The organism is Rhizobium sp. WSM1328, from assembly GCF_057653715.1.
Genome location: NZ_CM172788.1, coordinates 4,118,435 through 4,132,135, shown reverse-complemented (window position 1 = coordinate 4,132,135; position 13,701 = coordinate 4,118,435). Strand labels below are relative to the sequence as shown.

The following is a 13,701-nucleotide window of genomic DNA, read 5'->3' as shown; positions in this document are numbered from 1 at the left end:
CAGGTTTGAAGAACGCATGAGCACCGAAAGCGATATCACCCCGTCTGCTGCCGACCGGCATCATCCGCTGCTGAAACTGGCGCTGGAACTCGGGCCGCTGATGATCTTCTTCTTCGCCAATCTGCGTGGCCAGTGGCTGGTGGAGACGTTTCCCGCTCTTTCCGAATTGGGCGGACCGCTGTTCGTCGCGACCGGCCTCTTCATGGCGGCGACGATCATCTCGCTGATCGTTTCGAAGGTCGTGCTCGGCCATCTGCCGATCATGCCTTTTGTATCCGGCATCGTCGTCGTCATCTTCGGCTCGCTGTCGATCTGGCTGCAGAACGAAACCTTCATCAAGATGAAGCCGACCATCGTCAACGCGCTCTTCGGGGTGGCGCTGCTCGGCGGACTGGCTTTCGGCAAGTCACTGCTCGGCTACGTCTTCAACGCCGCCTTCCAGCTCGATGCCGAGGGCTGGCGCAAGCTCACCATTCGCTGGGGCATCTTCTTTCTCTTCCTTGCCGTGCTGAACGAAGTCGTCTGGCGCAACTTTTCCGACGGTACCTGGGTCGCCTTCAAGGTCTGGGGCACGATGCCGATCACCATCATCTTCACGCTGGCGCAGATGCCGCTGGTGCTGAAGCACAGCATCAACCTGGAAACGGAAGGCGAGAAGTGAGCGCTGCAGAGGCCGAATACCGCGTAAGACACCAGACCTTTTGGTTCGCCGCCTGCCTTGCGGTTCTGATCATTCAGATTGCCGCCGAATATATGATGGGCCGCGTGCCGATCTGCGCCTGCGGTTATGTCAAGCTGTGGGAGGGCGGGGTCAATACCAGCGGCAATTCGCAGCATCTGTCGGATTGGTATACGCCCTCGCACATCATCCACGGCTTCCTGTTTTACGGGCTCGCGCATCTCATCCTGCGCGGCAAGCCGTTGGCGGCAAGGCTGCTGCTGGCGCTCGCCATCGAATCCGGCTGGGAGCTGCTCGAGAATTCGCCGCTCATCATCGACCGCTACCGCACGGCAACGATCGCGCTCGATTATTACGGCGACAGCATCCTGAATTCGGCGATGGACACCGTCTTCATGTGCGTCGGCTTCTTCTTCGCGCGGCGCGCGCCGGTGGCGCTCACGGTGGCGATCGCCATCTTCTTCGAGATTTTCACTGGCTACGTGATCCGCGACAACCTGACGCTCAACGTTGTCATGCTGATCTGGCCGGTGGAGGCGATCAAGGTCTGGCAGAGCGGGCTTTAAGGCTTTTCCGGAGACGAAACTACGAAGCCGGCTTGCCGAGCGCCTTTTCCATCGCTGGAAAAAGCCCTTCCTTCAGGCTGATATCGTCGAAGGGGCCGACGCGCTTGTAGAGGATCGTGCCGTCAGGCCCGACCAGATAGCTTTCCGGAATGCCGTAGACACCCCAGTCGATCGCTGCCTTGCCGTTCGGATCGACGCCGATCGCCCGAAAAGGGTTGCCGAGCTCGCCGAGGAAACGCAGGGCGTTGGCGCTCTGGTCCTTGTAATTGATGGCGACGATATTCAGCCGTCCGTCCTTTGCCAGTTCTTTCAAGACCGGATGTTCGTCGCGGCAGGGGAGGCACCATGAGGCGAAGACGTTGACGAGGGTCAGTTTGCCCTTGATTGCCGCATCGGTCAGCGCCGGCAGGTTGGCGCCGTCGAGAGGCGGCAGGTTCAGCGCCGGTGCCTTGGTGCCGATCAGGGCGGAGGGAATTTCTGCGATGTTCTTGCCATGGAAATCCTGGTCGTAGAGCATCTTTGCGGCCGTGGCAGCGATGCCGCCGAAGACGATGAGCGGCAGCAGCGCCAATGCGTAACGGCTCAGCCCGCGCGGCTTGGCGGCGGTGTTTTCCGGCGTGTCGTTCATTCGCCATCCCCCACGCTGTCCTTGGGGCGCGCCGAACGGCGGCGGATGCCGGCAGCCTCAAGGGCTGCAAGTTCCCTGCGGCGGGCGCGGCCGTCGGCCCAGGTCCAGGCCGTGACGGCAATCGTCACCAGGGCTGCAAAGCCATAGGAAGCGTAGACGTAGAAGGCATGCGTCACGGCTATTCCTCCCGGCTCGCCATGCGGGCAGCAAGACGGCGCTGGGCGGCAATGCGGCGGCGCCAGATCTCGTTCCTCATCGCCATGATGTGCAGCGTGAAGAAGAGCAGGGTGAAGGCGATCGCCATGACGAAGAGCGGCCGCAGGAATTCCGGATCGATCGCCGGGCCGTCGAGGCGCAGCACGCTTGCCGACTGATGCAGCGTGTTCCACCACTCGACCGAGAATTTGATGATCGGGATGTTGACGAAGCCGACGAGGATGAGCACGGCGCTGACGCGCGCGGCCTTCGACGGATCGTCGATGGCGCGGCCGAGCGCAATCAGCCCGAGATACATCAGGAAGAGAACGAAGACGGAGGTCAGCCGTGCATCCCAGACCCACCAGGTGCCCCACATCGGCTTGCCCCAGAGCGAACCGGTGACGAGTGCAAGCAGGGTAAAGGCGGCGCCGAGCGGGGCTGCGGCTTTGGCGGAGACATCGGCCAGCGGATGGCGCCAGACCAGCGTGCCGATCGCCGAGACGCTCATGATCGTATAACACATCATCGAAAGCCAGGCCGAGGGCACATGCACATACATGATGCGCACGGTCTCGCCCTGCTGGTAATCGCCTTCGGTGGCGAAGCTTAGATAGAGGCCGACCGCGAAACAGAGTGCGGTGATGCCGGCCAGCCACGGAATGGCGCGCGCCGCCAGCGCCAGAAACCGCGTCGGGTTGGCGAGGTCACTGAATTTGCTAATGGCAAGGCTCGTTTCGCTCATGTCCGCTTCCTTACCTTGAACCGGCTTTTCCCGCAATCGAACGGCCCATCAATCCGCTGTGTTTCGTAGCGCCAGGGCGGCGGCTGCCGGGCCGATGACCGCGAAGAAGAGCGTCAGGGCAATGAGGATCAGGAAGGGTGGCAGGAAGGGGGCGGGATCCTCGACTGCGGCATAGGTGGCGCTGACGCCGAAGATCAGCACCGGAATGGTCAGCGGCAGCACGAGGATCGAGACCAGCAGGCCGCCGCGGGGCAGCGCCACGGCAACGGCAGCACCCACGGCGCCGATGAAGGTGATGGCGGGCGAGCCGACCAGCAGCGTCAGCATGGTCGCGCCGATCGCCGTCTCGTCCATGTTCATGAAGAGGCCGAGCAACGGCGAGGCGATAACGAGCGGCAGGCTGGTGGCGGTCCAATGGGCAAGGCATTTGACCAGCACGGTCAGGACCAGGGGCGTTTCCTGAATCAGCATCAGGTCGAGCGATCCGTCGTCGCGTTCGGCCTGGAACAGGCGGTCGAGGCCGAGAAGGGCGGCGAGCAGCGCGCCGATCCAGACGATGGCGGGGCCGATACGCGACAGCAGCTTGAGATCGGGACCAACGCCGAAGGGAATGACGGCGACGATGGTCAGGAAGAACAGCACGCCGATCAGCGCACCGCCGCCAGCGCGAATCGAGAGCTTCAGGTCGCGGAGAAAGAGGGCGGTCATGCGCGGCGGCTCTCTGCATGTGCGGTGGACGGGGTAGCTACGTCGAAAAGCATCAACCCCATACCCCATGATCCACACCGGCAAAGCCCGTCATCTTCAATTCCTGCGAATTCCTCAGCCCCAGCGGCTGATGCGTTGCCGCCAGCACGATGCCGCCCCTTGCCAGATACGCCGTGATCAAATCGGCAAGCAGCCCGTCGGCGTTGGCATCGAGTGCCGCGGTCGGCTCGTCGAGGATCCAGACGGGACGGTGGGCGACGAGCAGTTTGGCGAAGGCTATCCGGCGCTGCTGGCCGGCGGAGAGATAACCGAAGGGAAGGTGGGTGATGCCGGAAAGGCCGACGGCGTCAGCGGCGTCCTCGACGGAAAGGGCGGCAGCGGAGCCTGTATTGCCGAGAAAGCTGCGCCAGAAATCGAGGTTTTCTGCAACCGTAAGTTCGTTCTTCATCGCATTTCTATGACCGAGGTAGTGGCTTACTTCGCCGGCATGTCTGTCTGCCCCGCTCTCTCCATCGTGAAATTTGACGGTGCCTTTTTCCGGCCTGAGGAGGCCGGCCACGACACGCAACAAAGTGGACTTTCCCGATCCATTTCTACCGGTCAGGACAAGCGCCTCGCCGGCTGCCAAGTGAAAGGAAATGTTAACGAAAATGAGATCCTCACCGCGCCTTGCAGCCAGATTTTCGGCGGTGAGATGCATGCGTCGGCTCTTTCTTGGTTTCGGCTCGCGGAGGGGTCAAAAAATGTCCGATTTTGACTGTGCTCGGGTATGGCAAGTTTTTAGGAAATTATCTATAAGACCTGCAACCACGCCAGCGGTCGGCGTGAATTTCATCCTTGCGCCGAACTTGGAGCGTCTGTTCCACGTGCGGACAGCGGAAATGGCCGTACCCGCATCCTGATGTGCATTAAGTGCATAGGCGTTCGCACGACTGTGTTGGCTATCAGAAACGGGGTATCTCGTGTCTAAATCTCTTGACAGTTTCAATTGTCGTTCCACGCTTTCCGTCAACGGGAAGGACTATGTCTATTACAGCCTGCCCAAGGCTGAGGCAAACGGTCTGGCCGGCGTGTCGAAGCTTCCCTATTCGATGAAGGTGCTGCTCGAAAACCTGCTGCGCTTCGAAGACGGCCAGTCGGTCACCAAGGAGCACATCCTGGCTGTCGCCGAATGGCTGAACAACAAGGGTGCGGTCGAAAACGAAATCGCCTATCGCCCGGCGCGTGTGCTGATGCAGGACTTCACCGGCGTTCCCGCCGTCGTCGATCTTGCCGCGATGCGCGACGCGATGGTGTCGCTCGGCGGCGATCCCGAGAAGATCAACCCGCTCGTTCCCGTCGATCTCGTCATCGACCACTCCGTCATCGTCGACGAATTCGGCACGCCGCAGGCCTTCGCCCGCAACGTCGAGCTGGAATACCAGCGCAACGGCGAGCGCTACCGTTTCCTGAAGTGGGGCCAGCAGGCCTTCAAGAATTTCCGCGTCGTGCCTCCCGGCACCGGCATCTGTCATCAGGTCAATCTCGAATATCTCGGCCAGACCGTCTGGACCAAGGAAGAGGACGGCGAGACGATCGCCTATCCGGATACTTGCGTCGGCACCGACAGCCACACGACGATGATCAACGGTCTCGGCGTTCTCGGCTGGGGTGTGGGCGGTATCGAAGCGGAAGCTGCGATGCTCGGCCAGCCGGTCTCGATGCTGCTGCCCGAAGTCATCGGCTTCAAGCTGACCGGCAAACTCAAGGAAGGCGTCACGGCGACCGACCTCGTTCTCACCGTCGTGCAGATGCTGCGCAAGAAGGGCGTCGTTTCGAAGTTCGTCGAATTTTTCGGCCCCGGCATGGACAACATGCCGCTCGCCGACCGCGCGACGATCGGCAACATGGGCCCGGAATACGGCGCGACCTGCGGCTTCTTCCCGGTCGACGGCGAAACCATCAACTACCTCACCATGTCCGGCCGCACGCATGACCGGATCGCCCTCGTCGAAGCCTATTCGAAGGCCCAGGGCATGTGGCGTGAGGGCGACGGTTCCGAGCTCGTCTTCACCGATACGCTGGAACTCGATCTGAACGATGTCGTGCCGTCGATGGCCGGCCCGAAGCGTCCGGAAGGCCGCATTTCGCTTGAGAACATCGCGACCGGTTTTGCCGGCTCGATGGATGCCGACTACAAGAAGCCCGGCCAGTTGAACAACCGCTATGCCGTCGAAGGCACCGACTTCGATCTCGGCCATGGCGATGTGGCGATCGCCGCCATCACGTCGTGCACCAACACCTCCAACCCGTCAGTGCTGATCGCCGCCGGCCTTCTTGCCCGCAACGCCGTTGCCAAGGGACTGAAGACGAAGCCGTGGGTGAAGACCTCGCTGGCACCGGGAAGCCAAGTCGTCGGCGAATATCTCGCCAAGTCGGGCCTGCAGGCCGACCTCGACAAGCTTGGCTTCAACCTCGTCGGTTTCGGCTGCACCACCTGCATCGGTAATTCCGGCCCGCTGCCGGCACCGATCTCGAAGACGATCAACGACAAGGGCCTTATCGTTTCCGGCGTTCTGTCCGGCAACCGCAACTTCGAAGGCCGCATCTCGCCCGACGTGCAGGCGAACTATCTCGCATCCCCGCCGCTGGTCGTCGCTTATGCGCTTGCCGGCACGGTGCAGACGGATCTGACCAAGGAGCCGATCGGCGAGGACCAGAGCGGCAACCCGGTTTATCTCAAGGACATCTGGCCGACCTCGAAGGAAGTTCAGGAATTCATCCTGAAATACGTGACCCGCGAGCTTTACGAAAGCAAGTATGCCGACGTCTTCAAGGGCGACGTCAACTGGCAGGCCGTTCAGATCCCGCCGGGCCAGACCTATGCCTGGGACGACAATTCGACCTATGTGCAGAACCCGCCCTACTTCGTCGGCATGGGCAAGAAGGGCAGCGGCGTTTCCGACATCAAGGGCGCCCGCGTCCTCGGCCTGTTCGGCGACAAGATCACCACCGACCACATCTCGCCCGCCGGTTCGATCAAGGCGGCATCGCCGGCCGGCGCCTACCTCATCGACCACGACGTCGCCGTTGCCGACTTCAACCAGTACGGCACGCGCCGCGGCAACCATGAAGTGATGATGCGCGGCACCTTCGCCAATATCCGCATCCGCAACCACATGCTCGGCCCGAACGGCAAGGAAGGTGGCTACACCATCCATTACCCGTCGAAGGAAGAGACCTCGATCTACGACGCCGCGATGCAGTACAAGCAGGAAGGCGTGCCGCTCGTCATCTTCGCCGGTGTCGAATATGGCAATGGCTCCTCCCGCGACTGGGCTGCCAAGGGCACCAACCTGCTCGGCGTCAAGGCGGTGGTCGCCCAATCCTTCGAGCGCATCCATCGCTCGAACCTGGTCGGCATGGGCATCATCCCCTTCGTCTTCGAAGAGGGCACGACCTGGCAGAGCCTCGGCCTCAAGGGCGACGAACTCGTCACCATCGAAGGTCTGGAAAAGATCAAGCCACGCGAGAAGAAGATCGCCAGGATCACCTATGGCGACGGCACCGTGAAGGAGGTTCCGCTGCTGTCGCGCGTCGATACGCTCGACGAGGTAGTCTACCTCAACAATGGCGGCATCCTGCAGACGGTTCTGCGCGACCTCGCTGCCTGATTTTTAAGACACTCACATGATAATGGCCGCCGGAGAGCAGTTTCCGGCGGTTTTTCTTTGCGGCGACAGTCTTTAAACGGGGCTCACGATGATTTGTTTTACGCAAGTTCCCGTCTAGCTACGTCTCACCCGTTCGTGACTTTTCGTTTGAACCCGGAAGGATTATTCGTACGTTCATATGTCAGGGCCTCCGGTTCCAACATGCCGTCGGCGCTGAAAAAGAGGTGCAGGTGAATGTCCCCCCGTTTTTTGATTCCGCTGATCGCCGGCGTTGTTCTCTCGGGCCCGTTGCAGGCCGAAGACGGCACACCGAAAGGTGTCGTCGAACTCTTCACGGCGCAGGGCTGCTCCTCCTGTCCTCCTGCTGATGCCGCTTTCCGCAAGCTGGTGAACCAGGGCGATGTCATCGCGCTCGCCTATCATGTCGATTACTGGAACTATCTCGGTTGGGCCGATACGCTGAGTTCCAAGGAAAATACCGAGCGGCAGTATGGCTATGCCAAGACAATGGGCCGCAGCAACGTCTACACGCCGCAGGCGATCGTCAATGGACGCGGCCATCTGGCCGGCGCCGATCTCAATGGCATCAACAGCCAGATCGACACCTATAGCAGCGAAGGCAATGGGCTGACCGTTCCGATCAGTGCCGCGATGCGCGGCGATGAGCTGGAGATCAAGATCGGCGCGGGACAGGGCAAAGCCAATGTCGTGATGGTCTATTTCGACAAGGAAAAGACCATCGACGTCGAAAAGGGCGAGAACAGCGGCCAGAAGATCTCCTATCTCCACAGCGTCACCAATGTCGAAACCGTCGGCATGTGGGACGGCAAGGCGACCAGTCTGACGCTGCCGGCCAGCGTGCTGCAGCGGCCGCAGCTCGAGGGCTGCGCGATTCTGCTTCAATCGGCAACCGCAGACGGCGATCCGGCTGCGATCCTTGGCGCGACCGTGGTGATGGCTGGCAAAAATATCTGAAATTTCATCCGGCTGCGGATGAAATGCTGGGGCGGCCCGGCCGAGCGTATTCGGGGCTGGGGTTAAGGTCGATACGCTCCGCCGGGCCCTTTGGCGCGCTGGCGCCAAACTGGAGCTCATAAATCTCCTGCAAATGAGGCGCTGTTTTGACTGAAATGCGGCGCTGCGGAGAAAGCGTTGGCCTGCCCAGCGCCCTTGCCCGAGAGACGCGCGGCGCTGTAGTGCGGCTGAATGTGACAGCCGGCACTCTTGCAATTTGCGGCAGCTCGGGCAAACTGTCACTCTCCTGTCATATGTGGAGGCCTTGTGAGACTGATGACAGATCAGCCGGATTTGCGACACGGCGAAAGCCGTTCCGTCGACCACAGTTCCTCAGTCGTCGTCGATCTCAGGGAATACAAGCAAAGCAAGGACCCGCTTCCGGTGACCTTCCACCGGCGCGAACTGGACGCGATCCTCTGGATCTACGGTCGGATGGTCGGTGATGGTGAATGGCGCGACTACGCCATCGATCACCTGAAGGACAGGGCGGTCTTTTCCGTTTTCAAGCGTTCCGGTGAAATGCCGCTCTTCCGCATCGAGAAAAACCCGAAGCTCGCCGCCAAGCAGGGCGCCTATTGCGTGATCAGCGTCAACGGCACGATCCTGAAGCGCGGTCACGAGCTGAACCAGGTGCTGAAGGTCTTCGACAAGGCCCTGAAGCTCGTCGACAAGTAAACCATATCAGCCGTTAAACAGCGTGCCGGGATAGGTCGACGGGTCCGGATCTGCGCTCATACCCTCACCGAGGGCGCGCTGCATGAACATCGTATCCAGCCAGCGGCCGTGTTTGTAGCCGGTGCCCTTCATCAGACCAACCTCCTCGAAGCCGGCCGTGCGATGAAGCGCGATCGAGGCGGGGCTGGCGCCGCCGATGACGGCTGCCATCTGACGAAAGCCGAGGGTGGTGCAACGGATGATCAGTTCGGCGAGCAGCGCCTTGCCGATGCCGCGGCCGCGGGCTTGCGGCGCCAGATAAATCGAATCCTCGACCAGCCAGCGATAGGCAGGACGCGTGCGGAAGGCCGAGGCGTAGGCGTAGCCGAGCAAGGCCCCGTCCGTGCCGATGGCTGCGATATAGGGATATTGCTGGCCGACGATGGCCGCAAAACGTTGCGCCATCTCGGCCTCGGAGGGCGGGACGATCTCATAGCTCGCGACGCCGTTCAGGACCGATTCGCGATAGATATCGGCAATGGCGGGAATATCGGCGTTCGAAGCATCGCGCAGGAGGAAGGACATTTCAGCAGCATATCCATAAGGGCGGCAGGGGCTTTCTAAAACCATTCCGTGAAAGCCTGCGCAACAAAAAAGGCGGCCGAAGCCGCCTTTTCGATCTCAGTCTGCCCTGCTTATTTACGGTTGCCCATGAACTGCAGCAGGAACATGAAGAGGTTGATGAAGTCGAGATAGAGCGTCAGCGCACCCATGATCGCCTTGCGGCCGGCCACGGCGACGTCATCGGCTTCCAGGTACAATTCCTTGATCCGCTGCGTATCGTAGGCCGTGAGGCCTGCGAAGATCAGTACGCCGAGTACCGAGATCGCGAACTGCACGGCGGACGACGCCAGGAAGATGTTGACGATCGAGGCGATGATCAGGCCGAAAAGACCCATCATCAGGAACGAGCCCATCGCCGACAGATTACGCTTTGTCGTGTAGCCGTAAAGCGACAGCGCGCCGAACGAGGCGGCGGTGACGAAGAAGGTCTGAACGACGCTCTGACCCGTGTAGATCAGGAAGATCGACGAGAGCGACAGGCCGACGAGCGCGGCGTAGACCGCAAAGGTCGTCTGGGCGGCGGCCACCGTCATCGTATTGATCCGGAAGCTCAGGAAGAACACCAGAGCCAGCGGCGCCAGAATGACAACCCACTTCAGCGGGCTTACATAGATCGCCTGACCGAAAGCGGTCAGCTCACCATTGGCGAAGGCGAATTGGAACGACAGATATGCGGCCACACCGGTGATCGCCAGACCCAGCGCCATCAGGTTGTAGACCTTGAGCATATAAGCGCGCAGGCCTTGATCAATCATCTCGCCGGTCTGAGCGCGGCTTTGATAGTTACGAAGATCAGCCATAGTTTCCTCTTACAAGCTCCGATGGAAATACGGTGTCGGGGTTTTCGACCCGGGCGCCGCTGCGGAGCTCCAGCATGCCTGCGGATAATATGAGGCTTTCGCCCTTTGCAAACAAGAGGCTTGCAAAGGCTCGATCGGTTAAATCGCCGTAAGGTGAAGGGTTTGGGTGCCGCTGCCCGGTCAAAGCTCGCGCAAGACGGGTGCCGCCTTCTGCCCGAGGATGCGCCAGGTGCCGATCAGGCCGATGCCGACGGTCAGGACGAGCGCGGTGACAAGCGTCAGTCCCGCGACGTCGGGCAGAAAGGTCGAGGGCAGACGCATGATGCGGGCGACGATGAACCAGGCGGCGACGCTGCCGGCGATCAGCGCGAAGATCGCAGTCGCGAGGCCGAGGATTAGATATTCGTAGCTGAAGGCGCGGATCAGCATGGCGCGCGTGGCGCCGAGCGTCTTCAGCACCACCGCGTCGTGGGTGCGCGCCCGGTTTCCGGCGGCAAGCGCGCCGGCAAGGACGAGGATGGAAGCGAAAAGGGCGACGGAGGCCGCAGCGCGGATCGCGGTCGCGAGCTGTGCGACCAGCTGGTTGACGATATCGATCGCGTCCTTGACGCGCACACTGGTGATCGTCGGATAGGTGTTGGTGACGGTTTTCAGGATCGCCGCATCTTCGGCCGGTGTCGAAGAGGGATCGGTCAGGGTCGCCAGCCACGCATGCGGGGCGCCGCGGAAGGTATTCGGCGAGAAGACCATGACGAAATTGATCGACAGCGATTCCCACTCGACGCGGCGCAGATTAGCGATTTTCGCCGTGATGTTGCGGCCGAGCACGTTGACGGTGACTTTATCGCCGATCTTGAGGCCGAGCTCATGTGCCTCTTCCGAGGAGAAAGAGACGAGTGGCTCGCCGCTGTAATCCTTGTCCCACCATTTGCCTTCGGTGAGGGCGGCGTTGTCAGGCAGGGTTTCGGCATAGGTGATGCCGCGATCGCCGTTCAGCACCCAGCGGCCGGCGGCCGGCACGTTCATCTTGGTGACGTCCTCGCCGTTGAAGGCGATGATCCGGCCGCGCAGCATCGGCACTTCGACGAGCTTGCCCTGCGGCGCCTGGCCCTGGACGAGATCGCGGAAGGCGCCGACCTCGGCGCTCTGGATATCGACGAAGAAGAAGTTCGGCGCACCCTCGTTCATGCGGCCGGTCAGCTGCCGGCGCAGGTTCCCGTCGATCAGGGTCAGGGTCACCAGCAATGCCAGGCCAAGGCCGAGCGAGAGCACGACTGAGGGCGTCAGTGCGCCGGGGCGGTGGATATTGCCGATCGCAAGCCGCAGTGCCGGCGAATTGACGCGCGGGCTGCGGCGCGCGAGCCAGGCGATCAGCGCGGCGACGAGGCGCAGGACGACGAAGGCGAAGACGATCGCGCCAACGAAGACGACAGCGATGAAGCGGTCATAGGCGGTGAGGATGGCAAGCCCGGCAAGGGCGGCCATGAATAGGGCGGCAAGCAGGATGTAGGGCCAGGAGGGCAGGTGGCGGGCCTCGAAGCCCTGCTCGCGGAACAGTGCGGTCGCCGGCACTTCGCGGGCGTGGCCGAGCGGCAGGATGGCGAAGGCGAGCGTCGTCAGGATGCCGAAGAACGTGGCGAGCAGCAGGGCGCCGGGGTAGAGCGTCGGCACGGTCGAGACCGGCAGGAATTGCGCCAGGAACTGCGCGGCAAGCATCGGCGACAGGGCGCCGATGACGAGGCCGATCAGGATGCCGCCGAGAGCGATGATGGCGATCTGGAAGAGATAGATCAGAACGACGACCTGCGCCGGGGCGCCGAGGCATTTGAAGGTGGCGATGGTGGTGCGCTTGGAATCGAGGAAGGCGCGCACCGCATTGGCGACACCGACGCCACCGACGATCAGTGCGGTGAGGCCGACCAGCGTCAGGAACTGCGAGAAGCGGGTGATGTTTTCGGTGAGCGAGGGCGCGGCACGGTCGCTGGTGCGGATCGCCCAGCCGGCGGAGGGGAATTCCTTCGAGGCGCGCGCCTGGATGCCCGACATCGCGCCCTTGTCGCCCAGCCGGATCTTATAGGCATGTTCGACCAGGCTTCCGGTCTGGATCAGTCCGGAGGCTTGGAGCGCCTGGCGGCTGACAAGCAGGCGCGGCGCAAAGCCAAAACCTTCCGACAGTGCATCCGGCTCGGTTTTCACCGTGCCGGTGATGCTGAGCTTGACGTTGCCGAGCAGCAATTCGTCGCCCACCGCAAGCCCGAGCCGATCGAGAAGCAGTGGCGCTGCGACCGCACCATAGGTGCCGCCTTGGCCCGAAAGCAGGGCTGCAAGCGAATAGTCCGGCTCGGCCACGAACTTGCCGTAGAGCGGGTAAGCGTCATCGACAGCCTTGACCTCGACCAGCGCCTGATCGGAACCGTCGGGCTTGCGGGCCATCGAGCGCAGGCCGGTTGACACCGAAACGGTGCCGAGGCCTTCGAGGAAACCCAATTCCTCAGGCGTGGCTTCGCGGTTGTTGAGTTCGAAGCGGACGTCGCCTGCCAACAGTTCCTGCCCCTGCGAGGCGATCGTATCGGTGATCGACTGCGAAACGGAGTTGACGGCGGCAATGGCGCCGGTGCCGAGCGCGATGCAGGCAAGGAAGATGTAGAAGCCGCGGATGCCGCCGCGCAGCTCGCGCAGCGCCAGGCGAAAAGCGAGCGAGACGCGTGGGGTGATTATCCTCATGCGATCGCCGCTTCGCTGCGGCGGGCGGCGCTGTCGCCTTCGATCCTGCCGGAGCGGACGCGAATCTGGCGCGAGCATCGGTTTGCGAGCGAGACGTCGTGGGTGACGAGAAGCAGGGTCGTGCCGCGTTCGGCCTGCTTGGAGAACAGAAGGTCGGCGATCTGGCGGCCTGTCTCGGTATCGAGATTGCCGGTCGGCTCGTCGGCGATCAGCAGGGCGGGCGAGGGGGCGAGCGCCCTGGCGATCGCCACGCGCTGCTGTTCGCCGCCGGAAAGCTGGCCGGGATAGTGGTTCAGCCGTTCGCCGAGGCCGACCGACTTCAGCTCGCGATGAGCGATCTCGAAGGCGTTGCTGACATTGGCGAGTTCGAGCGGCACGGCGACGTTTTCCAGCGCCGTCATGTTGGCGATCAAGTGGAAGGACTGGAAGACGATGCCGATGTTGCGGCCGCGGAAATCGGCGACCTGGTCCTCGCTGAGGCTATGGAGCGGCGTATCGTTGATGTTGATCTCACCACTGTCGAGTTTTTCCAACCCGGCAAGCACCATCAGCAGGGTGGATTTGCCGGAACCGGAAGGGCCGACGATGCCGACGGATTCGCCGGCAGTGATATCGAGATCGATGCCCTTCAGCACATGGACGGAGGCGGCTGCGCTGCCGAGGGTCAGATCGGCGCCCTTCAACTCGATAATGGTTTTTGCCAACAGA

General features: G+C 62.0%; 14 protein-coding genes. 5 read left to right on the top strand and 9 right to left on the bottom strand.

Annotated elements, in window-relative coordinates; all coding sequences use genetic code 11:
- Positions 1 to 16 precede the first annotated feature (16 nt).
- The gene (locus tag AC2444_RS20570; RefSeq protein WP_012759364.1) at positions 17 to 661 is read left to right on the top strand and encodes a septation protein A; all 645 of its coding nucleotides are present in this window, start codon (positions 17 to 19) and stop codon (positions 659 to 661) included.
- Positions 658 to 1,245, top strand: coding sequence for a DUF2585 domain-containing protein (locus tag AC2444_RS20565; protein WP_012759363.1), 588 nt, complete (start codon positions 658 to 660; stop codon positions 1,243 to 1,245). Before AC2444_RS20570 ends, AC2444_RS20565 begins: the two co-directional genes overlap by 4 nt.
- A 19-nt stretch (positions 1,246 to 1,264) precedes the next feature.
- Here AC2444_RS20565 and AC2444_RS20560 read toward each other — a convergent pair whose 3' ends face one another.
- Genes AC2444_RS20560 through ccmA form a run of 5 tightly spaced genes read right to left on the bottom strand, consistent with a single transcriptional unit; the run spans position 1,265 to position 4,221 of the window.
- Positions 1,265 to 1,873, bottom strand: a complete 609-nt coding sequence (locus AC2444_RS20560; protein ID WP_012759362.1) for a DsbE family thiol:disulfide interchange protein — start codon at positions 1,871 to 1,873, stop codon at positions 1,265 to 1,267.
- Positions 1,870 to 2,049 (bottom strand): heme exporter protein CcmD, encoded by a 180-nt coding sequence (gene ccmD / locus AC2444_RS20555; RefSeq protein WP_012759361.1) that lies wholly within the window; start codon positions 2,047 to 2,049, stop codon positions 1,870 to 1,872. Before ccmD ends, AC2444_RS20560 begins: the two co-directional genes overlap by 4 nt.
- Positions 2,050 to 2,051: 2 nt before the next feature.
- Positions 2,052 to 2,813: a heme ABC transporter permease gene (locus AC2444_RS20550; protein ID WP_012759360.1), complete on the bottom strand. Its 762-nt coding sequence runs from the start codon at positions 2,811 to 2,813 to the stop codon at positions 2,052 to 2,054.
- 48 nt (positions 2,814 to 2,861) lie between these two features.
- Positions 2,862 to 3,521: a heme exporter protein CcmB gene (ccmB, locus tag AC2444_RS20545; RefSeq protein ID WP_012759359.1), complete on the bottom strand. Its 660-nt coding sequence runs from the start codon at positions 3,519 to 3,521 to the stop codon at positions 2,862 to 2,864.
- 52 nt (positions 3,522 to 3,573) lie between these two features.
- Positions 3,574 to 4,221, bottom strand: a complete 648-nt coding sequence (gene ccmA / locus AC2444_RS20540) for a heme ABC exporter ATP-binding protein CcmA (protein WP_012759358.1) — start codon at positions 4,219 to 4,221, stop codon at positions 3,574 to 3,576.
- A gap of 262 nt (positions 4,222 to 4,483) precedes the next feature.
- On the opposite strand from ccmA, the gene acnA reads away from it, so the two are divergent.
- The 3 genes from acnA to AC2444_RS20525 all read left to right on the top strand — a co-directional run bounded on the left by acnA (position 4,484) and on the right by AC2444_RS20525 (position 8,866).
- Positions 4,484 to 7,174, top strand: a complete 2,691-nt coding sequence (gene acnA, locus AC2444_RS20535; protein WP_012759357.1) for an aconitate hydratase AcnA — start codon at positions 4,484 to 4,486, stop codon at positions 7,172 to 7,174.
- Positions 7,175 to 7,408: 234 nt separating this feature from the next.
- Positions 7,409 to 8,149: a DUF1223 domain-containing protein gene (locus tag AC2444_RS20530; RefSeq protein WP_012759356.1), complete on the top strand. Its 741-nt coding sequence runs from the start codon at positions 7,409 to 7,411 to the stop codon at positions 8,147 to 8,149.
- Positions 8,150 to 8,464: 315 nt separating this feature from the next.
- Positions 8,465 to 8,866, top strand: coding sequence for a DUF2794 domain-containing protein (locus AC2444_RS20525; RefSeq protein ID WP_041935591.1), 402 nt, complete (start codon positions 8,465 to 8,467; stop codon positions 8,864 to 8,866).
- 6 nt (positions 8,867 to 8,872) lie between these two features.
- Here AC2444_RS20525 and AC2444_RS20520 read toward each other — a convergent pair whose 3' ends face one another.
- The 4 genes from AC2444_RS20520 to AC2444_RS20505 all read right to left on the bottom strand — a co-directional run bounded on the left by AC2444_RS20520 (position 8,873) and on the right by AC2444_RS20505 (position 13,697).
- A complete protein-coding gene (locus tag AC2444_RS20520) occupies positions 8,873 to 9,430 on the bottom strand; it encodes a GNAT family N-acetyltransferase (RefSeq protein ID WP_041935590.1) in 558 nt (185 codons plus the stop codon).
- A 110-nt stretch (positions 9,431 to 9,540) separates the two neighbouring features.
- Positions 9,541 to 10,269 (bottom strand): Bax inhibitor-1/YccA family protein, encoded by a 729-nt coding sequence (locus AC2444_RS20515; protein ID WP_012759353.1) that lies wholly within the window; start codon positions 10,267 to 10,269, stop codon positions 9,541 to 9,543.
- A gap of 180 nt (positions 10,270 to 10,449) precedes the next feature.
- Positions 10,450 to 12,993: an ABC transporter permease gene (locus AC2444_RS20510; RefSeq protein ID WP_012759352.1), complete on the bottom strand. Its 2,544-nt coding sequence runs from the start codon at positions 12,991 to 12,993 to the stop codon at positions 10,450 to 10,452.
- Positions 12,990 to 13,697, bottom strand: a complete 708-nt coding sequence (locus tag AC2444_RS20505; protein WP_012759351.1) for an ABC transporter ATP-binding protein — start codon at positions 13,695 to 13,697, stop codon at positions 12,990 to 12,992. Before AC2444_RS20505 ends, AC2444_RS20510 begins: the two co-directional genes overlap by 4 nt.
- Positions 13,698 to 13,701: the final 4 nt, after the last annotated feature.